Raw genomic sequence first — 21972 nt, forward strand, 5'->3', positions numbered from 1 at the left:
GTCGGATCCGGGACCCTACGCTCGGCGCCGTACATCGGGACCGCACCGGTAAGCGGCCCCGATCAGGGAGAGCCCACGGGGGAAGCATGCTCGGACAGAAGACGGCCACCGCACTGCGCGCACTCGGGACGGCCGCCGCGGCCCTCGGGCTCGTCGCCGGCGCCCAGGCGGCGCCCGCCGCCGCGCAGGACCTCGGCGGGCACCACTGGCAGAACCTGTACAGCGAGAGGTACCTGGAAGTCGGCGGCTGGGCCATGAACGACGGCGCCCTCGTCAACCAGTGGGACTACCACGACGGCGCCAACCAGCGTTGGGTCGCGGAGGGCGGCTGGGAGGGCAACCGCTGGTGGGGAACCATGAAGAACGCCAATAGCGGCAAGTGCCTGGAGGTCGCCGGCTGGAGCAAGGACAACGGCGCGACCGTCCGGCAGTGGGACTGCCACGGGGGAGCCAACCAGGTGTGGGACGAGCACTTCATCGACGACAACGTCTTCTACCTGATCAACAGGAACAGCGGGAAGTGCCTGGAGATCTCCGGCTGGAGCAAGGCCAACGGCGCCCGGGCCCAGCAGTGGGAGTGCACCGGAGGCACCAACCAGATGTGGGCGGCGCGCTGAGACCTGCCCGTACCGGGCGGATCAGGGCGCCGAACGGACCCTGATCCGCCCCACCCGGCCTCACCGCCCGGGCCAGAGCCCCTCCGGCGTCAGCCCCAGCAGATCGATCGCGTTGCCGCGCACGATCCGCTCGACGACATCCGGCGCGAGGTGACCCATCTGGGCCTCGCCGACCTCCTTCGACTTGGGCCAGGTCGAGTCGGAGTGCGGGTAGTCCGTCTCGTACAGGACGTTGCCCGCCCCGATGGCGTCGAGGTTGCGGAGCCCGAAGGCGTCGTCGAAGAAGCAGCCGAAGACATGGCCGGCGAAGAGCTCCGACGGCGGGCGCAGCACCTTCTCGGCGACCCCGCCCCAGCCGCGGTTCTCCTCCCAGACGACGTCGGCTCGCTCCAGGATGTACGGGATCCAGCCGATCTGGCCCTCCGCGTACATGATCTTCAGGTTCGGGAAGCGCTCGAACTTGCCGCTCATCAGCCAGTCGACCATCGAGAAGCAGCAGTTCGCGAAGGTGATGGTGGAGCCGACCGCCGGCGGGGCGTCGGCGGAGGTGGACGGCATCCGGCTGGACGAGCCGATGTGCATGGCGATGACGGTGCCGGTCTCGTCGCAGGCCCGGAAGAAGGGGTCCCAGTGGTCCGTGTGGACCGAGGGGAGCCCGAGGTGCGGCGGGATCTCGGAGAACGCGACGGCCCGGACCCCGCGCGCGGCGTTGCGGCGCACCTCGGCGGCGGCGAGCTCGGGATCCCAGAGCGGGATGAGGGTGAGCGGGATGAGCCGCCCGTGGGCCTCGGGCCCGCACCACTCCTCCACCATCCAGTCGTTGTAGGCGCGGACGCAGAGCAGCCCGAGCTCGCGGTCGCTCGCCTCGGTGAAGGTCTGGCCGCAGAAGCGCGGGAAGGTCGGGAAGCAGAGGGCGGACTGGACGTGGTTGACGTCCATGTCGGCGAGGCGGTCGGGGACCGAGTGGGAGCCCGGCCGCATCTGCTCGTACGTGATGACTTCGAGGCGTATCTCGTCCCTGTCGTACCCGACGGCGGTGTCGAGCCGGGTGAGGGGACGGTGCAGGTCCTCGTAGACCCACCAGTCGCCGATGGGCCCGTCGTCGCCCTTGGCGCCCATGACCGGGGCGAACTTGCCGCCGAGGAAGGTCATCTCCTTGAGGGGGGCGCGGACGATCCGGGGCCCGGTGTCGTGGAAGCGGGACGGGAGCCGGTCCCGCCAGACGTGCGGGGGCTCCACGGTGTGGTCGTCCACCGAGATGATCCTCGGGAAGGCCTCGGCGGCTGTCTCGATGCTCTCCATGCTCTCCATGGCTTTCACGGTAGCGCCGATCTGACGGCCCGTCAGCTATCGCGGCGTACAACGGTCGCGCAACGGCCACGTTCCAGCCCCGTTCCGGCCCCGCCTCCGGGCCGACCCGCTGCTGACGGACTCCCTCCGGACAAGGCAGACTGTCCTGGGCGAAACCAGCGGTACGGGCAGGGGGAGCTATGCACCGTGAAGACGGGCAGCGAGTTCCGGCGCAGCGGGCTCCGAAGGCGAGCGCGGGTGCCGACGCGGGCGCGAGCACGGATTCCGAGGTGCGCACGAACACCGGCAAGAGAACCGACAAGAGCACCGGCACGGGTACCGAAACGAGTACCGGCACGAGTACCGACAAGAGCACCGGCACGAGTACCGGCATCGAGCGCGCGACCGGCGGTGAGCTGCGCTTCGGGGTGCTCGGGCCCGTGCGGGCCTGGCGTGGCGGCGAGGCGCTGTCCACCGGTTCGCCCCAACAGCGCGCCCTGCTCGCCGCCCTGCTCCTGCGCGGCGGACGCACCGCCACCGCCTCCGAACTGATCGACGCACTGTGGGGCGAGGAACCGCCCTCGCAGGCCCTCGCGGCCGTACGGACCTACGCCTCACGGCTCCGCAAGGCCCTCGACCCGAAGGTCCTCGTCAGCGAATCCGGCGGCTACGCGCTGCGCACCAAGGCCCTGGACCTCCTCACCGCGCAGGAACTGGCCACCGAGGCCGAGAAGCTGCGGTCCTCCGGGGACCGGGCGGGCGCCAGGGCGCGGCTCGCCGAGGCCCTCGCCCTGTGGGACGGCGAGGTGCTGGCCTCCGTACCCGGCCCGTACGCCGAGACGCAGCGGACCCGCCTGGAGGAATGGCGGCTGACGCTCCTCGAAACCCGCCTGGACATCGACCTGGAGGTCGGCGCGCACGCCGAGGCCGTCTCCGAACTGACCGCGCTGACCGCCGCGCACCCGCTGCGCGAGCGGCTCCGCGAGCTGCTCATGCTCGCCCTCTACCGGAGCGGACGGCAGGCGGAGGCGCTCGCCGTGTACGCGGACACGCGCCGGCTCCTCGCCGACGAACTCGGCGTCGACCCGACCCCCGAACTCTCCCGGCTCCAGCAGCGCATCCTCCAGGGCGACGCCGAACTGGCCCGCCCTGTCGAGGAGGCGGCCCCGGCGGCCGCGCCCGTCGCACGCCCCGCGCAGCTCCCCGCCACCGTCCCGGACTTCACGGGCCGGGCCTCCTTCGTACGGGAACTCGGCGCCCGGCTCGCCACCGCCGAGGGCCACGTCATGGCCGTCTCCGCGCTGGCGGGAATCGGCGGCGTCGGGAAGACGACCCTCGCGGTGCACGTCGCCCACGAGGCACGGCCGCACTTCCCCGACGGGCAGCTGTACGTGGACCTCCAGGGCGCCGGCAACCGCGCCGCCGCCACGGAAACCGTCCTCGGCTCCTTCCTCCGCGCCCTCGGCACCCCCGACTCGGCCATCCCCGACTCCCTCGACGACCGCGCCGCGCTCTACCGCTCGACGCTCGACGGCCGCCGGGTCCTGGTCCTCCTGGACAACGCCCGGGACGCGGCCCAGATCCGCCCGCTGCTGCCCGGCACGGCGGGCTGCGCGGCCCTGGTCACGAGCCGTATCCGCATGGTCGACCTGGCGGGCGCGCACCTGGTGGACCTGGACGTGATGTCCCCGGAGGAAGCGCTCCAGCTCTTCACGAGGATCGTCGGAGAGGAACGGGTCCAGGCGGAACGGGAAGCGGCCCTCGACGTCGTCGCGGCCTGCGGCTTCCTCCCCCTCGCGATCCGCATCGCGGCGTCCCGCCTGGCGGCCCGCCGGACCTGGACGGTCTCGGTCCTGGCGGCGAAGCTCGCCGACGAGCGCCGGCGCCTCGACGAACTCCAGGCGGGCGACCTCGCGGTCAAGGCCACCTTCGAACTCGGCTACGGCCAGCTCGAACCGGCCCAGGCCCGCGCGTTCCGCCTCCTCGGCCTCGCCGACGGCCCGGACATCTCGCTCGCGGCGGCGGCGGCCGTCCTGGACCTCCCCCTCTGGGACACGGAGGACCTCCTGGAGGCCCTGGTCGACACGTCCCTCCTGGAATCGGCGGCACCGGGCCGCTACCGCTACCACGACCTGGTCAGGCTCTACGCGCGTGCCTGCGCGGACCGCGACGAACAACCGCCGTCGGAGAAGGAATCGGCCCTCTCCCGCCTCCTGGACTTCTACCTCTCGACGGCGGCGCGGGTGTACGCCATCGAGCGCCCGGGCGACCGCCTGGTCGACCACCTGGAACCCACGACCCACGAGGGCCTCACCTTCACCGACCGCCACACGGCCCAGGACTGGCTCTACGCGGAAGCCAACTGCCTCCTCGCGACGGTCCGCCAGTCCGCCTCCTCCCCCGGCACCCTCCGCCGCGCGGTGGACCTGCTGTGGGCGTCGCTCGACCTCGCGGAGTCGGGCGCGAACTCGAAGGAGTACGAGGCGGTGGCGACGGTCCTCCGGGAGGCGGCGGGGCGCACGGGCGACGTACGGACCGAGGGCCGGTCGGCCCTCACCCTGGCGTACGTGCACCACCACCAGGGCCGCTTCGACCGCGCCGAGCAGGAGGCGGAGCAGGTCGTCCGCATGGCCCGGTCCGTCCAGGATCCGCTCCCCACGTGCTGGGCGTCGAACGCCAGGGGCGCCATCGCGCTCTACCAGACGCGGTACGAGGACGGGGACAGGCACCTCACCCTGGCCATCGCCGAGTTCCGTGCCGCCGGGGACCGCGCGGGCGAGGCCGCGGCGCTGTGCAACCTCTCCCGCATCCACCTCGCGACGGGCCGCCAGGAGGACGCCGTCCGCATGGCTCAGCAAGGCGTCGACATGTACGACGAGATGGGCCATGCCCTCAGGGGTGCGAACGGTCGCTACGCCCTCGGCCTCGCGCTCACCGAGAGCGGACAGCTCCCGGCCGCCGGGCAGCGACTCCGCGAGGCACTCGCCGTCTTCGTGGACAGCCGGCAGAGGCTGTGGGAGGGCATGGCGCTCTTCCGCATCGCCGAGGTCGACATCGCCGCCCACCGGTACGGGGCGGCCGCGGCGAGCGCGGAGAAGGCCCTGACCGTACTCCGCGGCATCGGCGGCGAATGGCGGCGCGGCAACGTCCTCACCGTCCTCGGCCGGGCGCTCCACGGCATCGGACAGTCGGGACGCGCCCAGGTCTGCTGGCAGGAAGCCCTCGACATCTACGAGGAGTTGTCGGTCCCGGAAGCGTCCGAGGTCAGGGCCCTTCTGGCGGCACGGGTGGCCGCCTGATCCCGGGCCTCCCCCGCAGGGCGTTCATCATTCGTTTATCGCCCCCCGGCAGAGTTGTCCTCAACGATCCGTCGCGTCGGGGGGCAGACGGGTCGCCGGTGAAGCCGGTCTCCCCGAAGCATTAGGGTGAACGGCCCCAAGGGGCCCGTCCGACCGTCCACGGGGGAACAGCCGGACGGGCTCCACACACCAGCACGCGAAGCCATCCATCAGGAAGGGACCACCATGGGCGACATCGACGCCACGGACCCGATCGTCACGCCGCAGGACCTGCACGCCACGGGCACGGGCAGCGAGCAGATCGTCACCAAGGACCTGCACGCCACGTCCGAGCCCGCGAACGCGATCGCGGACAAGGTCCTGACCCGGGAGAAGCCTCCCGTCGCCACCACCGACGACCTGCACGCGACGTCGGAGCCGGCCAAGTAGACCATTCCCGACGGGGAAAGGCCGCGGCGGCGACTTCGGGGGAGCTGCCGGGGCCCAGGGAGGTCCGGTCGACGGGGGAGCACACGGACTCGGGGGACACCCGACGGACCCAGGGGGGATCCGTCCGGGCAGGGCCCGTGCGCAACGCGATCGGACCACCGCGAAGAGGGGCCGGGCAGCTGCCCGGCCCCTCTGGTGTGCGCGGACGGCCGGCGGACCGACCTGACAGATCCTGATCGCGCCGGGCCAGGGTGGCGGGTCGTGCGGGAAGAGGCCGGGGTCGTCGTGCTCGTACGTCAGCGGGCGTAGGAGCCGAGGCCGACCAGGCAGTACACGTACTCGCTCATGACGGCGCCGTTCATCGTGTACCGGTGCGAGAAGGCGTACTCCGTCTTGGGGTTGGCGTTGCACTTGTTCATGTCCGAGGTGAACGGGAAGGTCTGGATCACCTTGTAGTGGGCGTCGGAGGCCGAGCAGGAGACCTCCTCGACGTCCTCGACGCTCTGCGCGGTCTCGGAGTCGGGCAGCTGCCCGTTGAGGCAGGTGCCCTTCTCGAACGGGTCGGGCTCCTTCTCGGTGGGGGCGGCGGTCGCGGTGGGGTCGAGGTCGAGGCTCGGGAAGGGCGAGACCGAGAAGGTCGGAATCGGGCCCGGGCCCCGGGAGCCGGCGGAGTCCTTGTCGTCGTCCAGGAGGAACGCGCCGCCGACGAGCGCGCCGATCACGATCAGCGGGACCAGGCAGCCGAGGACGCCGGACTTCTTGGCCTGCTGCGGGCCGCCGCCGACCGTGATGCGCACGTACACCGTGTCGTTGCCGAGCCGGGCCGGGACGAGGTCGCCGTGGCGGCAGGGCGGGACACTGAGCTGGGCGGGGCCGGTCGGCAGGTTGACCGGGATGACGACGCCGGTCGCGGCCTGCTGCGGGGTGAGGGTGAGGCGGATCTCTTGCGTCGACACCGGCTGCTCCTGGAGGAGGGGGCGGGGTAAAGGAGGCGTAAGACTGCCCGTATGACGTGTGCATGTGGGGAGTTGGTTGCACTCCCCACGCGTGCCGGCCCCGCGTGGGTCAGCCCCACGCGGGCCCCCTTCGGTCAGCCCCCGTCGGTCAGCCCACGCCGTCAGCTCCCCGTCGCCGCCCTCTCCCTCAGCTCCCCCTTCACCACCTTCCCGCTCGCATTCCTCGGCAGCTCCGTCACGAACTCGACCTCGCGCGGCACCTTGTAGTTCGCCATCTCCCGCCGCGACCAGGCGATCAGGTCGTCCGCCGTCACCCGCGCCCCCGGCCTCCGCACCGCGAAGGCCTTGCCGACCTCGCCGAGCCTCGGGTCGGGGATGCCGACGACGGCGACGTCCGCGATGTCGGGGTGGAGGCCGAGGAGTTGCTCGATCTCGGCCGGGTAGGCGTTGAAGCCGCCGACGATGAACATGTCCTTCAGGCGATCCGTGATGCGGAGGTTGCCGGCCTCGTCGAGGACGCCGATGTCCCCGGTGTGGAGCCAGCCGTCCTCGTCGACCGCCGCCGCCGTCGCCCCCTCGTCCTCGAAGTAGCCGCGCATCACGTGGTGGCCCCGGACGAGGACCTCGCCGGTGGGCGAGAGGCGGACCTCCGTGTCCGGGATCGGGCGGCCCGAGGTGGTGGCGACGGTCTCGTCCGGGTCGTCGCGGCGGCACATCGTGACGATGCCGCTCGCCTCGGAGAGTCCGTACGCCGTGAGGACCGTGCCGACGCCCAGCTCCGTGCGGAGCCGCTCGACGAGCCGGAGCGGGACCACCGCCGCGCCCGTCACGACGAGCCGGAGCGAGGAGAGGTCGTGCGCCGGGCGGGCGGGGTGGTCCAGGAGGGACTGGTGGAGGGTGGGCGGACCGGGCAGGACCGTGACGCGTTCGGCGGCGATGTTGGCGAGGACGGTGTCCACGGTGAAGACGGGCTGCGGGACGATCACCGCGCCGCGCATGAGGCAGGCGAGGATGCCGGCCTTGTAGCCGAAGGTGTGGAAGAACGGGTTGACGACGAGATAGCGGTCGCCCTCCCGGAGGCCGGCGAGCTCGGACCAGACCGCGTAGCAGCGCAGCGTCTGGGCGTGGCCGATGACGGCGCCCTTCGGCCGGCCCGTGGTGCCCGAGGTGTAGATGATGTCGGAGGGGTCGGCGGGGTCGATCGCGTCGGCCCGCGCGCGGACTCGCGCGGCCGGGACCCGGTCGCCCTCCGCGAGGAAGGCCTTCCAGGTCGTCCAGCCCGCCTCGTCGGGCGCGGTGTCGCCGAGGACGACGACCTTCTCCAGGTCGGGGAGCTCGACGCCCGAGCGGCGCAGGGAGGCCACGTACGAGGTGCCGAGGAAGGTTCCGGTGACGAAGAGCAGGCGGGCCCGGGAGCTCTGGAGGACGTAGGCCGCCTCGGTGCCCTTGAAGCGGGTGTTCAGGGGGACGAGGACGGCGCCCGCGGTGACGGCGCCGAGCGCCGAGACGATCCAGTCGAGGGTGTTGGGGGCCCAGACCGCCACCCGGTCCCCCGCCCGTATCCCGGTGGCGAGACAGGCCGCGGCGGCCCGTTCGACGCGCTCGCCGAGCTCGGCGTACGTGACGCGGACGCGGCCGTCGACGACGGCCTCCCGCTCCCCGTACCGCCCGGCCGCCGCCCGTACGAGCCCGGGGATCGTGCCCCACTCCAGGTCGCCACGCATCCCGCCGGGCATCCCGCCGTGCATCTCACCGCGCATCTCACCGCGCATCTCCACCTCCGGCAGTCCACTCCGCCCACTCCCGTGAGCTGACTATCCGTCAGATTAGTTGTAACCTGACGCGCTGTCAGTAGCGTTGCCACTCCGGGAGGTTGTCTTGCTCAAGGACGCCACGGCCATCGTCGGGATCGGACAGACCGACTTCGCCAAACAGCTCCCCGAGAGCGAGAAGGCCCTCGCCTGCCGGGCGATCCTCGCCGCCCTCGACGACGCCGGGATCGACCCCTCCGAGGTCGACGGCTTCGCCTCCTACACGATGGAGGAGACCGACGAGGTCGAGGTCGCCAAGGCCATCGGCGCCGGCGACGTCACCTTCTTCTCCAAGGTCGGCTACGGCGGCGGCGGCTCCTGCGCAACCGTCGGCCACCTCGCCGCCGCCGTCGCCACCGGCCAGGCGAGCGTCGGCGTCGCCTGGCGCTCCCGGAAGCGGGGCAGCGGCCCCCGGCCCTGGACCAACACGGCCGCCCAGCTCGCCACCCCCGGCCAGTGGACCCGCCCCTTCGGGCTGCTCCGCCCCGCCGACGAGATCGGCATGCTCGCCCGCCGCTACATGCACGAGTACGGCGCCACCCGCGACCACCTCTTCAACGTCGCGCTCGCCTGCCGCAACCGCGCCAACCAGAACCCCGCCGCGATCATGTACGAGCGCCCGCTGACCCGCGAGATGTACATGACCTCCCGCTGGATCAGCGAACCCCTCTGCCTCTTCGACAACTGCCTGGAGACCGACGGCGCGCTGGCCTGCGTCATCGTCTCCGCCGAACGGGCCCGCGACTGCCGCCGGAAGCCGGTGTACGTGCACTCCGCCGCCCAGGGCCTGCCCGCCCAGCACCACGGCATGGTCAACTACTGGAACGACGACCCGCTCTCCGGACCCGCCTGGACCGCCGCCCGACACCTCTGGAAACAGGCCGACTTCGGCCCCCAGGACGTCGACGTCGCCCAGATCTACGACGCCTTCACCCCGCTCGTCCCGCTCTCCCTGGAGGGCTACGGCTTCTGCGGGCGCGGCGAGGGCGCCGCGTTCACCGAGGGCGGCGCCCTGGAGATCGGCGGCCGGCTGCCCCTCAACACCGGCGGCGGCGGCCTCTCCGAGGCGTACGTCCACGGCTTCAACCTCATCAACGAGGGCGTGAAGCAGCTCCGCGGCACCTCCACCGCCCAAGTACCCGACGCCGCCACCTGCCTGGTCACGGCCGGCGAGGGCGTCCCCACCTCCGCGATCCTCCTTCGAGCCTGAGGAGCCGAGACACCGATGCCGATGCTGACACCCGTCGCCGACGGGGACGGCGCTCCCTTCTGGGAGTACGCCGCCCGGGGCGAACTCCGCGTCCAGGCCTGCGCGGCCCCCGACTGCGGAGAGCTCCGCTTCCCGCCCCGCCCCTGCTGCCCGCACTGCCGCTCCTTCGACAGCGAGTGGCGGCTCATGTCCGGACGCGGCCGCATCTGGTCGTACGTCCTGCCCCACCCGCCGCTCCTGCCCGACTACGCCGCCCAGCCCGGGTACAACGCGGTCCTCGTCGAACTGGCCGAGGCACCCCGCATCCGCCTCGTCGGCAACGTCGTCGCCGCCCCCGACGCACCCCTGAACTCGGTCGACGCGGGCCGGCTGCGGATCGGCGCCCCGGTGAAGGTCGCCTTCACCGAGGTCGACGGCGTCACCGTCCCCCGCTGGCTCCTGGAGCGGGGATGACCGTACGCGTCGAGCGCGACAAGGAGACCGGGGTCGCCGTCGTCACCCTCGACCGGCCGGAGAAGCACAACTCGATCACCCTCGACATGGCCCGCGACCTCGCCGCCGTCTGGCGGGGCTTCCGGTACGAGGACGAGGTCCGCGCGATCGTCGTCACCGGGGCCGGCGGGCGGGCCTTCTGCACCGGGATCGACCGGGACGCCGTCGGGAACATCCCGCAGCCCTCCTCCCCGTACACGATCGACGACCCCCTCCTCACGATCGGCCCCAAGGCGAACGACCTGTGGAAACCGGTGATCGCCGCCGTCGAGGGCATGGCCTGCGGCGGGGCGTTCTACCTGCTCGGCGAGGCCGAGTTCCTGATCGCCGGCGAGGACGCCACCTTCTTCGACCCGCACACCACCTACGGGATGGTCAGCGCCTTCGAGACCGTCCACATGGCGCAGCGGATGCCCTACGGGGAGATCGCCCGGATGGCCCTGATGGGCAGCGCGGAGCGGATCTCGGCCCGGCGCGCGTACGAGACGGGGCTCGTCTCCGAGCTGACCGCGACCGGCGGGGCCCTGGAGGCCGCCCGGCAGGCCGCGGCCGTCATCGCCGCGCACCCGACCGAGGCCGTCCAGGGCACGGTCCGGGCGCTCTGGTCGGTCACCGAGCCGTCCCGCGCCCCGGCCCTCGCCCACGCGCCGCACCTGGTCACCCTGGGGAACCTGACGCCGGAGCGTCAGGCGGAGCTGTTCACCGGGCGGGGGCGGGGGCCGGGGTTCAGGACGAGGTAGCGGCGGAGGGGGTCTCCGAGGGGATGTCGGTCGCGCTGTCGTCCTCGCGCACGTCGTACACCCAGCAGTTCTTCACCTGGCCGACGGCCTTCGGGGTCTTCATCGCGACCTCGAAGGTCTTCGTCCCGCCGCCCTCGACGGTGACGAGGGCGTCGGCCGAGTCCACCGCGGACCCGTTCGAGCCCTTGAACTCCAGGGTCACCTCGAACGTCTCCGTGTACGCGCTCTTCGAGGTGATCCGCAGGGTCGCCGTGGTGTCCGCCTTGCGGGCCGGCTTGCCCTTGCGCTTCTTCTGCGCGGGCTTCACGCAGTCGACGACCACGACCTCGGCCACCGCGCGGGAGGCGGTGGGGGTGGGCGCCGTCGTCTGCGATCCGGAGCCGCCCGAGCCGCTGTAGTCGTCGTTGTCCTTCTCGTCGCTGGAGCAGCCGCCGCCCGAATCGTCGTCGTCCGAGTGGCTGCGGCTCTTGCCGCTCTTGCTCTTCCCGCTGCCGCCGCTGCTGCTGCCGTGGCCGTGGCCGGTGTGGAATCCGGTCAGCGCGAGCACCACCACCGTGAGCGTCGCCGCCATCTTCAGGCGCGTGCGCACCATCGGCCCTCCCCGTTCTGTCGTGTTCGCGCCACACCCTAGGCCATGGTCCGGGCCGCATGGCGGGCCCCCCACACCCGGCGTAGCGTCGTGAACGAGAGCCGGACCGTCTAGGAGGCCGATCGATGATCCGTAACGTCGTCGGCTCGGTCCTGGCCCTCACCGGAGCGACGGCCGCCGTCTGGAGCCCCTTCCGTGCCTGGTACGACGGCCGTCACGGACGCGATTACGCCATCGACGAGCTGTTCACGGGCATCACGGACGCCAAGGCCGAGGTGATCGGCTCGATCCTGCTGCCCTTCGCGTTCGCCGCCCTGGTGACCGTGGTGGGCGTCGTCCTGCGCTCGCGGCTGCTCGTCGCCCTCGCCGGGCTCGTCGTCCTCGGCTTCACGGTCTTCTGGATGGTGCGGGTCGGGCAGGCCGAGGGCAGCCTCGTGGTCTCCGGCGACGGCCGGGGTCTCGGCGACGGCGTCGCGAACGCCTTCGGCGGCGGCGTCCTGCTGCTGCTCGGCGCGCTCGTCATGTCGGGCCGGGTCCGCGCGCACCGGGTGGAGCCGGTGGCCCACGAGCCGCGGCCCACCCACCCCACGCTGGACGGCCCGCCCGTCGGCGACCTCCCCGACGACGGGCCCCGCCCGCACCCGCAGGCCTCGCCCCCGTACGCCGCGCCGACCCAGCCCTTCGAGGTCCCGGTCTGGGACCCGGACCGGGACGGCCCGCCCCCGCAGCAGCGCTAGCGGGAACGGGAAGCGGGCGTCGGCGGGAGCCGGCGCGTGTCGGCGGGAGCCGGCGCGTCAGCGGGGCGCGGACCCCCTGCCGGTGGCCGTGCCCTTGACCGCGTCGAGCGCGTACACGCAGCGGTCCTTGCTGCACGCGTACACGACCCCGCCCTTCGCCACCGGCGAGCCGGTGATCTCGCCGCCCGTCGCGAGCTTCCAGCGGAGCTGGCCGCCGGTCGCGTCCAGGGTGTACAGGACGTGGTCGGCGGAGCCGAAGTGCACCCGTCCGTCGGCGACGACGGGGGAGCCGACGAGCTCGCCGCCCGCCGCGAACCGCCACCTCGGGGTGCCGGTGACCGCGTCGAGCGTGTAGAGCGCGCTGCCGCTGCCGACGTGGACGTTGCCGTCGGCGACGAGCACCGGCTCGGCCGACTGGCGCGGCTCGGTCGCGATCCGCCAGCGGTCCTGGCCGGTCGTGGCGTCGAGCGCGTACACCGTGCCGAGGTGGTCGGAGAGGTACACCCCGCCGCCCGTGACGGCCGGGCCCGGCGCGAACACTGGCGGGGAGAGGAAGACGGCGGGCGCCTCGAAGTGCCAGCGGACGTGCCCGGAGGCGATGTCGATCGACAGGACCCGGGTGCCGGCGGAGACGTACACGCAGCCGTCCTCGGCCGGGGCCACCCGGACGGGCACGTTGGCGCAGGAGGCGGCGTCGCCGATCGGGTACGACCAGCGCTCCACACCCGTCCGGGCGTCGAGGGCCTGGAGCCGGGCCTCCCGCCACACGTACACGGTGTCGCCGTGCACGGCGGGCCCCGCCTCCGGGGTCTCGAAGTCGGTCTGGGCGCCGGTGACCTCCCACAGCTTGGCGCCGTTGGAGGCCTCCCAGCCCTGGACCCCGCCGCCGCGCGTACCGGTGACGACCGTGCCCCGGTCGACCCGGAGGGAGTACACCCAGGCGTCCGTGTGCAGCCGCCAGCGCTCGCTGCCGTCGGTCGCGTCGAGCGCGTACAGCGTGGGCCCGTCGGAGGCGTGGATACGGCCCGCGGCGACGGCCATCGACCAGGCCACGTCCCGGGTCTTGAACTGGCGGCGGCCGCTCCCGGTGTCCAGGGCGTGTACCTCGAAGGAGGTCACGTAGAGCAGGTCGCCGTCGACGACCGGGGTGCCCCAGACGTCGTTCGACATCCGGAAGCGCCAGGGCCGCCAGGGTCCCGGCTCCGACGGCGGGGCGGCCTGCTCGGTGCCCTGGGAGGGCACGGAGACCGGGCGGGAGCCGGGCAGCGGGCCGGGTTCGGCGCCGTGCGGGCCGCCGGCGGGCGGCCGGATCCAGCCGGTCGCCGGGCCCGCGTCGGCGCTCCGGCCGACGGCGAGCGCGGCGCGGGTGTCGGAGACCCGGGGGCCGGGTCCGATCGGCACGGTGGCGCCGCCGAGCCGGACGGGGCCGCCGGCGCTCTCGGCGGGGCCCGCGTGCCGGCCGCCGTTGTGCGCGGGCTCGGGCTGCCGGCCGCCACCGACGTGCGAGGGCTGCCGGGCGGCGGGCTCCGGGGAGCGCGGGTCGCCGGACCAGTCCGCGGGCTCGCGGGGCGGGCGCGGCGGCATCGGGGGCGCGGCCGGCCCGGGGGCCGGACGGCCGCCGTTGCGGCGGATCTCGATCATCTCGGTGGCGCTGCGGGGCAGCCAGGCCGAGGCGGTGCCGCTGTCGTCGCTGCCGGGACCGAAGAGGTGCGGGGCGAGCTGGGCCTGGAGGTCGGCCGGGCTGGGTCGCCGGGTGACGTCCATCTGCATGCAGGAGTCGATGAGGGGCCGCAGCTCGTCGGGCAGGCCCTCCAGGTCGGGGCCTTCGCGGAGCAGCATGAAGACGGTCTCGACCGGGTTGGCGCCGTGGAAGGGCGCGTGGCCGGTGGCGGCGAAGACCAGCATCGAGCCCAGCGAGAAGACGTCGCTCGCGCCGGTGACGCTGCGCGAGTCGCGGGCCTGCTCGGGCGACATGTAGGCGGGGGTGCCGACGGCGACGTTGGTCATGGTCAGGCGCGTGTTGGAGACGCCCGACGCGATGCCGAAGTCGATCACCCGGGGGCCGTCCTCGACGACGAGGACGTTGGACGGCTTGAGGTCGCGGTGGACGAGGCCCGCGCCGTGGATGGACTGGAGGGCCTCGGCGACACCGGCCGCGAGCCAGCGGACGGCCTGGGCCGGGAGCGGCCCGCACTCGTTCACTATCTCTTCGAGGGAGGGCGCCGGGACGTAGGCGGTGGCCAGCCACGGCACGGCGGCCCGCGGGTCGGCGTCCACCACGGCGGCCGTGTAGAAGCCCGAGACCGCCCGGGCGGCCTCCACCTCCCGGGTGAAACGGACCCGGAACAGCTGGTCCTCGGCGAGCTCCGTACGCACGGTCTTGATCGCCACGCGCCGGCCCGAGGCCGAGCGCGCGAGATAGACCAGGCCCATTCCGCCCGCGCCGAGCCGGCCCAGCACCTCGAAGGGCCCGATACGTCTCGGGTCGTGCTGCGTCAGCTGTTCCACTTGCCTGCCACCTCCCCGTACGGGCCATGAGGGTACGGCCCCGTGGCCCTGATTCTTCCTGTCCGAGGGCCCGGTTGCGAACCCGGGGGCGGATCGGGGTGTCACAGGTCATATCGGGTCGGCCGATGCGGGGTGCTCCGGGCCCCCCGGCAGGGGCGTATCGGGGTGGATCAGGGCGTATCGGCGGGTTCCTCGAGGACGGCGAAGCGGGCGCCCTGGTTGTCGTGGAGGACGGCGATGCGGCCGTGGGGGGTGTCGAAGGGCGGGGTGGCGACCCGGCCGCCGAGGCGGACGGTAGTCGCGCAGGCCTCGTCGCAGTCGTCGACGACGAAGTAGACGAGGACGTGGCCGGGCATCTCGGCGGGGAAGTCGTCGGTGATGACGGCCCGCCCGCCGAAGGCGCTGTCGTCGCCGGGGCGGGAGCCGGGGGGCGACCAGACGCGGTAGTCGAAGCCGGCCTTGCGGCCCTCCTCGTCGGGGTCGGCCTGGCGGCCGAGGTAGCCGAAGACGGTGGCGTAGAAGGTGTCGACGGCGTCCGGCCGCCGCGTGTACACCTCCATCCAGCAGAAGGCGCCCGGCTCGTTCGTCTTCTCGAAGCCGTCGTCGTCGCCGGACTGGCGGAGTCCGAAGACGGCGCCGCCGGGGTCGGCGGCGAGCGCGAGGACGCCGAACGGGCCGACGGGGTACGGCTCCATGACCATCTGGCCGCCGGCGGCCTTGATCCGCTCGGCGAGGGTGCCGGCGTTCTCGGTGGCGAGGTAGAGGGTCCAGGTGGTGGGCATGCGGCCGTCCCGCTTGGGGAGGAGCCCGGCGACCCGGCGCCCGTCGAGGAGGGCTTCGTCACGGTCGGGGTCGAAGGTCCAGCCGAAGAGCTCGCCGTAGAAGCGCTTGCCCGCTTCCAGGTCGGGGAGCTGTGCGTCCACCCAGCAGGGGGTGCCCTCAGTGCGTGCCGCCATGGTTCCACGCTAGGTCGGCGGGGGATCTCCCGCACGCCCTGACATGGGAACATAAAGGCGATTTATGGGTCCGGAACCCTTGGGGCGCTTGAGTTGTCCACCGAAGTTTTCCACAGGCTGTTCATAAGCCTATTCGGGTACGGGACTCCCCCGGCCGCCCCGGAGACGCCACCGCCACGACACCGTGACGCCACCGACGTGGCTTGAACCCGCCCCTCCGCCCCGGGCCGCAGACCCGCCCCCACCTCCCGGAACACTCCCGGCGCAGGGCCGCACCCCATTTGCAGTCGGCCGAATCGCGCGCCGATCGCCCCTCGGTAAGCTGACGGCATGACAGGACAAGTACGCACCGTCGACGGCCGCGTGGCCGGACGACGCGGCCAGGCGACGCGGCAGAAGCTGCTCGACTGCCTCGGTGAGATGCTCAGCTCCTCGCCCTACCGGGACGTCAAGGTCATCGATGTGGCCCGGAAGGCGGGTACTTCACCCGCGACGTTCTATCAGTACTTCCCGGACGTCGAGGGCGCGGTTCTCGAGATCGCGGAGGAAATGGCCAAGGAGGGCGCCGGGTTGACCGAGCTGGTCTCCGGCCGCTCCTGGGTCGGCAAGGCCGGCTGGCAGACCTCCGAGGAACTCGTCGAAGGCTTCCTGGACTTCTGGCGCAAGCACGACGCGATCCTCCGGGTCGTGGACCTCGGCGCCGCCGAGGGAGACAAGCGGTTCTACAAGATCCGCATGAAGATCCTGAACTCGGTCACCAACTCCCTCACGGACTCGGTGAAGGAGCTCCAGGCCAAGGGCAAGGTCGACAAGGACGTCAACCCTGCCGCCATGGCGGGCTCTCTGGTGGCGATGCTGGCCTCGGTCGCCGGCCACCAGAAGGGCTTCCAGACCTGGGGCGTCAAGCAGGCCGAACTCAAGCCGAACCTCGCCCTCTTGGTGCACCTGGGCATCACCGGCAAGAAGCCGACCAGATAGCCCCTCCCCCACCCCTCCTTCCCCCGTCCTGTCGTCGACGCCGACGGCGGTCCCGCTCCGCCCCCACGGAGCACGACTGCCGTCGGCGTCGGCGTTTCCCCCTCATTCGTCCCCGGCCTTCACCCCTGGCCTTCAGCGCCGGCTTTCAGCGTCGGGTCAGCCGGAAGAGCCTGATCTCCCGCTCCACCCGCTGCTGGTACGTGGCGTACGGCGGCCAGAACGCCAGCGCCGCCTTCCAGGCCGCCGCCCGCGCCTCCCCCGCGAGGAGCTCCGCCCGTACGGGGACGTCCTCGCCCCGCCAGTTGACCTCGACGTCCGGATGGGCGAGCAGGTTCGCCGTCCAGGCCGGGTGACCCGGTCGGCCGAAGTTGGAGCCGATGAGCAGCCAGCCGCCGTCCGGTTCCGGCATGCAGGCGAGCGGCGTCACCCGGGGCTGTCCGGTCTTCGCGCCCCGGGCGGTGAGGATCACCCCCGGCAGCATCCGGGCGCTGAGCAGCACTTTCCCCCGCGTCAGCCGGTGCACGGTCCTGTCCATCGCCGGGATCACGTGCGGGGCGATCCGGGCGAACGTCCTCGTCGAGGACACCTTCTGCATCAGTCTCACGCCGACGGGCATCTACGCCGCCACCTCTCCGAAGAGTCCGGTCCGTTCCGCCGCCCGGGCGCGCAGTCGCCGGGCGGGCCCGAAGAGCAGTTCGTCGGAGGCGGCCCGCTGGAAGAAGAGCTGCGCCTCGTGTTCCCCGCCGCCGCCGGCACCGGCACCGGCGCCGTCGTCGAGGCGGACGCTCTCGCCCGCCGTGGCGCGCAGGGCCTCCAGGGCCTGGGCGAGCGCGAGCGGCCCGCCCTCGGGCCCCGGCCCGGGTTCCCGGGCCGCGCCGTACGTCAGGGAGCGGGCGGCCTCGACCTGGACGTACAGGTCGGCGAGGGTGCCCCTGACCGCCTGGAGCGGGCCGGCGGGCCGGCCGAAGCGCTCGCGCGCGCCGAGGCGGGCGATCGTCCGGTCGAGTACGGCCCCGGCCGCGCCGACCGCCTCGGCGGCGAGCATCACGGCGGCGGTGCGGCCGGCGGCGGCGAGCGCGCCGAGGGCGTCGACGGGTTCCTCGCCGAGGAGTTCGGCCTCGGCGTCCCGGAGTTCGACGGCGGCCTGCGGGCGGGTGGGGTCGAGGGCGGTCCGCCGGGTCCGTACGAGCCCGGGGGTCGCCGGATCCGTCCGTACGAGGAAGAGGAGGGTACGGCTCCGGGCGAAGCCGCCGGCGTGGGCGGCGACGAGCAGCAGGTCCGCACTGTGCCCGTCGAGGACCTGGGCGGCCTCCCCGTAAAGCCGCCAGCCCCCGACCCCGGACCGGGCTCCGACTCCGGACTCGGCCCGGCCCCCGGCCCCGGCCCCAGCTCCGGCCCCGGCCCCACTCCCCTCCCCGCCCCCGTCCGCGGCCCGTGCCTGGATCCCGCCGGCGCGGCCGCCGCCCGACCAGTCCTCCGCCGTGTTGTCGCCGGTCAGCCCGAGGGCGAGCGCGAGCGAGCCGCCCGGGACGGCGAGGGCGCAGGTCAGGCTCCCGTCGGCGATGCGCGGGAGGAGTTCGGCGCGCTGGGCGGGGGTGCCGAGGGCCGCGATGAGCGGGGCGGCGAGCACGGCGGTGGCGAGGAGCGGCGAAGGCGCGAGGGCGCGGCCGGCCTCCTCGCAGGCGAGGGCGAGTTCGGCGGGCCCGCGGCCGGCGCCTCCGTACCGCTCGGGAAGGGCGAGCCCGGCGAGGCCTAGGGTGCCGGACAGCCGGGCCCAGAGCGCGGTGTCGTATCCCTCGGGGGTGGCGGTGGCCTCGCGGTTCTCGCGTGGCCCGGCCCGTTCGGTGAGCAGGTCCCGCAGGGTGCGGCGGATCTCCTGCTGCTCCTCGGTGAGCGCGGCGGCGAGCGCTGCGGTGTCGGCGGCGTCCATGGAGCTCCCTCCGTATCTGACGGTGCGTCATGCTAGGGCGGTACGGGGCCGGTTGCCCAGAGAAGCGCCGGTCCCGATTCAGCAAATCTGATGTACCGTCAGATTCATGCCTGCCACTCCACGCAGCCCCCGCCGCGTCGCCGTCGTCGGCGTCTCCCTCTCCGACTGCGGCCGCGTCGACGAGGCCACCCCGTACGCACTCCACGCCCAGGCCGCCCGTCGCGCCCTCGCGGACAGCGGCCTCGACCGCTCGCTGATCGACGGCCTGGCCTCGGCGGGGCTCGGCACTCTCGCCCCGGTCGAGGTCGCCGAGTACCTGGGCCTGCGCCCCCGCTGGGTGGACTCCACCGCCGTCGGCGGCGCCACCTGGGAGGTCATGGCCGCACACGCCGCCGACGCGATCGCCGCGGGCCACGCGAACGCGGTCCTGCTCGTGTACGGCTCGACCGCCCGCGCCGACATCCGGGCCCGGCGCAGGACCGCGAACCTCTCCTTCGGCTCGCGCGGCCCGCTCCAGTTCGAAGTCCCGTACGGGCACACCCTGATCGCCAAGTACGCGATGGCCGCCCGCCGCCACATGCACGAGTACGGGACGACCCTGGAGCAGCTCGCCGAGGTCGCCGTGCAGGCGCGGGCGAACGCGGCGCTCAACCCCGAGGCGATGTTCCGGGACCCGATCACCGTCGACGAGGTGCTGGACGGGCCGATGATCGCGGACCCGTTCACCAAGCTGCACTGCTGCCTGCGCAGCGACGGCGGCTGCGCGGTGCTGCTCGTCGCCGAGGAGTACGTCCAGGACTGCAGGACCGAGCCCGTCTGGGTCCTCGGCACCGGCGAGCACGTCTCGCACACCACGATGTCGGAGTGGGAGGACTTCACGGTCTCCCCGGCGGCGGTCAGCGGGCGGCTCGCCTTCGAGCGGGCGGGGGTGACCCCCGCCGACATCGACCTCGCCGAGGTCTACGACGCCTTCACCTACATGACGCTGGTGACCCTGGAGGACCTGGGCTTCTGCGCGAAGGGCGAGGGCGGGGCGTTCTTCGCGGACAAGGACCACCTCCCGGTGAACACGGACGGCGGCGGCCTCTCGGCCTGCCATCCGGGGATGCGCGGGCTGTTCCTGCTGGTGGAGGCGGTACGGCAGCTGCGCGGGGAGGCGCCCGGACTCCAGGTGCGCCGGCCGGACGGCTCGCTGCCGCGGCTGGCGGTGGCCTCGGGGACGGGGGGCTGGTTCTGCTCCTCGGGGACGGTGGTGCTGGGCCGCGACTGACCCCGGCCGACCCCCGGGCAAGAATCTATACAAGCGTCATAGACAACCGTGTAGGACATCCGTATAGTCATGTCTGCGGGCAGGGGAACGGCCCGCAGACACCCGACAAGGAGTCCTGCCATGAACAGCAACACCACCGGCACCGCCGCCAAGACCACCGCCAAGACCGTCCTGATCTCCGGCGCCTCGGTCGCCGGCCCCGCCCTCGCCCTCTGGCTGCACCGCTACGGCTTCGCCCCGACCGTCGTCGAGCGCGCCCCCGAACTCCGCACCGGCGGCTACAAGGTCGACATCCGCGGCACCGCGATCGAGGTCTGCCGGCGGATGGGCGTCCTCGACGAGATCCGCGCCAAGTCCACGGACATGCGCGGCGGTTCGTACGTCGACGACGCCGGCCGCACCATCGGCGAGCTGCCCGCCGACATCTTCGGCGGCCGCGTCGAGGAGGACGACGAGATCATGCGCGGCGACCTCGCCCGCATCCTCTACGACCGGACCCGCGACGACGTCGAGTACCTCTTCGACGACTCGATCGCCGCCCTCGACGAGGACGCCCACGGCGTCACCGTCACCTTCGAGAGCGGCACCGTCCGCCGCTTCGACCTGGTCGTCGGCGCCGACGGACTCCACTCGAACACCCGGAAGCTCGCCTTCGGCCCCGAGCAGCGGTTCAAGCGCCACCTCGGCGCGTACATCTCCATCTTCACCGCCCCCAACCACCTGGGCCTGGACCGCTGGGAGACGTACCACGCCCTCCCGAAGAAGCTGCTCTGCGTCTACAGCGCCGGCGGCGAGACGGACGCCAAGAACCTCTTCATCTTCTCCGCGCCCGAGGACGTCCCCTACGACCTCCGGGACGTCACCGACCAGAAGCGGCTGCTCGCCGACACGTTCGCGGGCGACGGCTGGGAGGTCCCCCGGCTCCTCGGACACGCGGCCGACGCCGACGACTTCTACCTCGACTCCATGTCGATCGTCGAGATGGACAGCTGGTCGCGGGGGCGCGTCGTCCTGCTCGGCGACGCCGCCCACTGCTCCTCCCCCGCCTCCGGCCAGGGCACCGGCCTCGCCCTCACCGGCGCGTACGTCCTGGCGGGCGAGCTGGCCCGGGCGGGCGGCGACCACACGGTCGCCTTCGCCCGCTACGAGGAGCGGATGCGGCCGGGCGTGGAGCAGAACCAGAAGATGGCCGAGGGCTTCGTCAAGGAGATGACCGTCGGTTCCAAGTGGAAGATCGCCCTGCGCATGCTCATGGTGCGGACCCTGCCGAAGACCCCCTGGAAGAACCTCATCGCGAAGAAGATCCGCGACGGGATCCAGTCGGCGGCCAACGCGGTCCCGATCGAGGACTACAGCGCACTGACGGTCACGCCGACCGCCGCACCGACCGCCACGCCGACCGCCGCACCGGCCACCACGACGCCCGCCGCACCGACCACCACGCGGAACGCCACTCCCGCCCCGGCCGCCCCGCGCCCTACCGTGACGGCATGACCGACTTCCAGCAAGCCCTCCACTCCCTCCGGGTCTGGGACACCGAGCTCCCCTCCTTCGACCCGGCGGGCGCCCCGCCCGAGCCCCTCGCCCTCTTCCACGGCTGGTTCACGGAGGCGGTCGCGGCCGGCCAGACCGAGCCGCACACCCTCTCCCTGGCCACCGCCGACGAGGACGGCAGGCCCGACGTCCGTACGGTGATGCTGCACGACGCCGACGAGCGCGGCTGGCACTTCGCCTCGCACGCCACCAGCGCCAAGGGCCGCCAGCTCGCCGCCCGCCCCGAGGCCGCGCTCGGCTTCTACTGGCCGGTCCAGGGCCGCCAGGTCCGGATCCGGGGCCACGTCACCACCGCCACCCCCGAGGAGGCGTACGCGGACCTCCACGCCCGCACCACCGGCGCCCTCGCCTCGGCGCTCGTCGGCCGGCAGAGCGAGGTCCTGGACTCCCCCGAGGCCCTCGCCGAGGCGAGCGCGGCGGCCTGGCTCCGGGCCGAGGCCGAACCGGCCGCCCACGCCCCCACCTGGACCCTGTACGTGGTCGAACCGACCGAGGTCGAGTTCTTCCAGGGCGACGCCCGGCGCCGCCACCTCCGCCTCCGCTACCGCCGGGAAGAAGCGACGGGCACCGGCACCGGCTGGGCCCGCGAGCTGCTCTGGCCCTGAC

Annotated in this window: 19 protein-coding genes; 11 read left to right on the forward strand and 8 right to left on the reverse strand. The window is 73.2% G+C overall.

Going from position 1 to position 21972, the window contains the following annotated elements; all coding sequences use genetic code 11:
- The first annotated feature begins 86 nt into the window (after positions 1–86).
- Positions 87–617, forward strand: a complete 531-nt coding sequence (locus ACFC0G_RS15500; protein ID WP_376403038.1) for an RICIN domain-containing protein — start codon at positions 87–89, stop codon at positions 615–617.
- A 60-nt stretch (positions 618–677) separates the two neighbouring features.
- Here the strand turns inward: ACFC0G_RS15500 and ACFC0G_RS15505 are convergent, their stop codons facing one another.
- On the reverse strand, positions 678–1928 hold the full coding sequence (locus tag ACFC0G_RS15505; RefSeq protein WP_376403041.1) for an amidohydrolase family protein: 1251 nt from the start codon (positions 1926–1928) through the stop codon (positions 678–680).
- Between the two features lie 179 nt (positions 1929–2107).
- On the opposite strand from ACFC0G_RS15505, the gene ACFC0G_RS15510 reads away from it, so the two are divergent.
- Together ACFC0G_RS15510 and ACFC0G_RS15515 are read left to right on the forward strand one after the other, a co-directional pair.
- Positions 2108–5206: a BTAD domain-containing putative transcriptional regulator gene (locus ACFC0G_RS15510; protein ID WP_376403044.1), complete on the forward strand. Its 3099-nt coding sequence runs from the start codon at positions 2108–2110 to the stop codon at positions 5204–5206.
- A 225-nt stretch (positions 5207–5431) separates the two neighbouring features.
- Positions 5432–5635 (forward strand): hypothetical protein, encoded by a 204-nt coding sequence (locus tag ACFC0G_RS15515; protein ID WP_056648850.1) that lies wholly within the window; start codon positions 5432–5434, stop codon positions 5633–5635.
- A 296-nt stretch (positions 5636–5931) separates the two neighbouring features.
- Here the strand turns inward: ACFC0G_RS15515 and ACFC0G_RS15520 are convergent, their stop codons facing one another.
- Together ACFC0G_RS15520 and ACFC0G_RS15525 are read right to left on the reverse strand one after the other, a co-directional pair.
- Positions 5932–6591 (reverse strand): hypothetical protein, encoded by a 660-nt coding sequence (locus tag ACFC0G_RS15520; RefSeq protein WP_376403048.1) that lies wholly within the window; start codon positions 6589–6591, stop codon positions 5932–5934.
- Positions 6592–6752: 161 nt separating this feature from the next.
- On the reverse strand, positions 6753–8315 hold the full coding sequence (locus tag ACFC0G_RS15525; protein ID WP_376403331.1) for a FadD3 family acyl-CoA ligase: 1563 nt from the start codon (positions 8313–8315) through the stop codon (positions 6753–6755).
- Between the two features lie 154 nt (positions 8316–8469).
- Here ACFC0G_RS15525 and ACFC0G_RS15530 point away from each other — a divergent pair, with 154 nt between their 5' ends.
- The 3 genes from ACFC0G_RS15530 to ACFC0G_RS15540 are packed head-to-tail and all read left to right on the forward strand — an operon-like array spanning position 8470 to position 10844.
- Positions 8470–9612 carry a lipid-transfer protein gene (locus ACFC0G_RS15530; RefSeq protein ID WP_376403051.1) on the forward strand — a complete coding sequence of 381 codons (1143 nt, stop codon included), beginning with the start codon at positions 8470–8472 and terminating at the stop codon, positions 9610–9612.
- Between the two features lie 21 nt (positions 9613–9633).
- Positions 9634–10065, forward strand: a complete 432-nt coding sequence (locus tag ACFC0G_RS15535) for a Zn-ribbon domain-containing OB-fold protein (protein WP_376403333.1) — start codon at positions 9634–9636, stop codon at positions 10063–10065.
- The gene (locus ACFC0G_RS15540) at positions 10062–10844 is read left to right on the forward strand and encodes an enoyl-CoA hydratase/isomerase family protein (RefSeq protein ID WP_376403054.1); all 783 of its coding nucleotides are present in this window, start codon (positions 10062–10064) and stop codon (positions 10842–10844) included. Before ACFC0G_RS15535 ends, ACFC0G_RS15540 begins: the two co-directional genes overlap by 4 nt.
- Here ACFC0G_RS15540 and ACFC0G_RS15545 read toward each other — a convergent pair.
- Complete coding sequence (locus ACFC0G_RS15545; RefSeq protein ID WP_376403057.1) at positions 10831–11436, reverse strand: hypothetical protein; 606 nt, start codon at positions 11434–11436, stop codon at positions 10831–10833. The genes ACFC0G_RS15540 and ACFC0G_RS15545 overlap by 14 nt on opposite strands.
- Before the next feature lie 122 nt (positions 11437–11558).
- Here ACFC0G_RS15545 and ACFC0G_RS15550 point away from each other — a divergent pair, with 122 nt between their 5' ends.
- Complete coding sequence (locus ACFC0G_RS15550; RefSeq protein ID WP_376403060.1) at positions 11559–12170, forward strand: hypothetical protein; 612 nt, start codon at positions 11559–11561, stop codon at positions 12168–12170.
- Positions 12171–12227: 57 nt separating this feature from the next.
- On the opposite strand, the gene ACFC0G_RS15555 is transcribed toward ACFC0G_RS15550, so the two are convergent.
- Both ACFC0G_RS15555 and ACFC0G_RS15560 read right to left on the reverse strand, forming a co-directional pair.
- Positions 12228–14678 carry a PQQ-binding-like beta-propeller repeat protein gene (locus ACFC0G_RS15555; RefSeq protein WP_376403062.1) on the reverse strand — a complete coding sequence of 817 codons (2451 nt, stop codon included), beginning with the start codon at positions 14676–14678 and terminating at the stop codon, positions 12228–12230.
- A gap of 170 nt (positions 14679–14848) precedes the next feature.
- Positions 14849–15634: a VOC family protein gene (locus ACFC0G_RS15560; RefSeq protein ID WP_376403065.1), complete on the reverse strand. Its 786-nt coding sequence runs from the start codon at positions 15632–15634 to the stop codon at positions 14849–14851.
- A gap of 330 nt (positions 15635–15964) precedes the next feature.
- Between ACFC0G_RS15560 and ACFC0G_RS15565 the strand changes: the two genes are divergently transcribed.
- On the forward strand, positions 15965–16612 hold the full coding sequence (locus ACFC0G_RS15565) for a TetR family transcriptional regulator (RefSeq protein ID WP_376403068.1): 648 nt from the start codon (positions 15965–15967) through the stop codon (positions 16610–16612).
- Between the two features lie 145 nt (positions 16613–16757).
- Here the strand turns inward: ACFC0G_RS15565 and ACFC0G_RS15570 are convergent, their stop codons facing one another.
- Both ACFC0G_RS15570 and ACFC0G_RS15575 read right to left on the reverse strand, forming a co-directional pair.
- Positions 16758–17228 (reverse strand): nitroreductase family deazaflavin-dependent oxidoreductase, encoded by a 471-nt coding sequence (locus tag ACFC0G_RS15570; RefSeq protein ID WP_376403071.1) that lies wholly within the window; start codon positions 17226–17228, stop codon positions 16758–16760.
- Positions 17229–18542 carry an acyl-CoA dehydrogenase family protein gene (locus ACFC0G_RS15575; RefSeq protein ID WP_376403074.1) on the reverse strand — a complete coding sequence of 438 codons (1314 nt, stop codon included), beginning with the start codon at positions 18540–18542 and terminating at the stop codon, positions 17229–17231.
- A 106-nt stretch (positions 18543–18648) separates the two neighbouring features.
- Between ACFC0G_RS15575 and ACFC0G_RS15580 the strand changes: the two genes are divergently transcribed.
- From ACFC0G_RS15580 to ACFC0G_RS15590, 3 genes are all read left to right on the forward strand, one after another.
- Positions 18649–19812 carry an acetyl-CoA acetyltransferase gene (locus tag ACFC0G_RS15580; RefSeq protein ID WP_376403077.1) on the forward strand — a complete coding sequence of 388 codons (1164 nt, stop codon included), beginning with the start codon at positions 18649–18651 and terminating at the stop codon, positions 19810–19812.
- 120 nt (positions 19813–19932) lie between these two features.
- A complete protein-coding gene (locus ACFC0G_RS15585) occupies positions 19933–21306 on the forward strand; it encodes an FAD-dependent monooxygenase (RefSeq protein WP_376403080.1) in 1374 nt (457 codons plus the stop codon).
- Complete coding sequence (locus ACFC0G_RS15590) at positions 21303–21971, forward strand: pyridoxal 5'-phosphate synthase (RefSeq protein ID WP_376403083.1); 669 nt, start codon at positions 21303–21305, stop codon at positions 21969–21971. Before ACFC0G_RS15585 ends, ACFC0G_RS15590 begins: the two co-directional genes overlap by 4 nt.
- Position 21972: the final 1 nt, after the last annotated feature.

Origin of the sequence: Streptomyces sp. NPDC056169 (assembly GCF_042268445.1) — a bacterium.
In the GTDB taxonomy this organism is placed as follows: Bacteria; Actinomycetota; Actinomycetes; order Streptomycetales; family Streptomycetaceae; genus Streptomyces.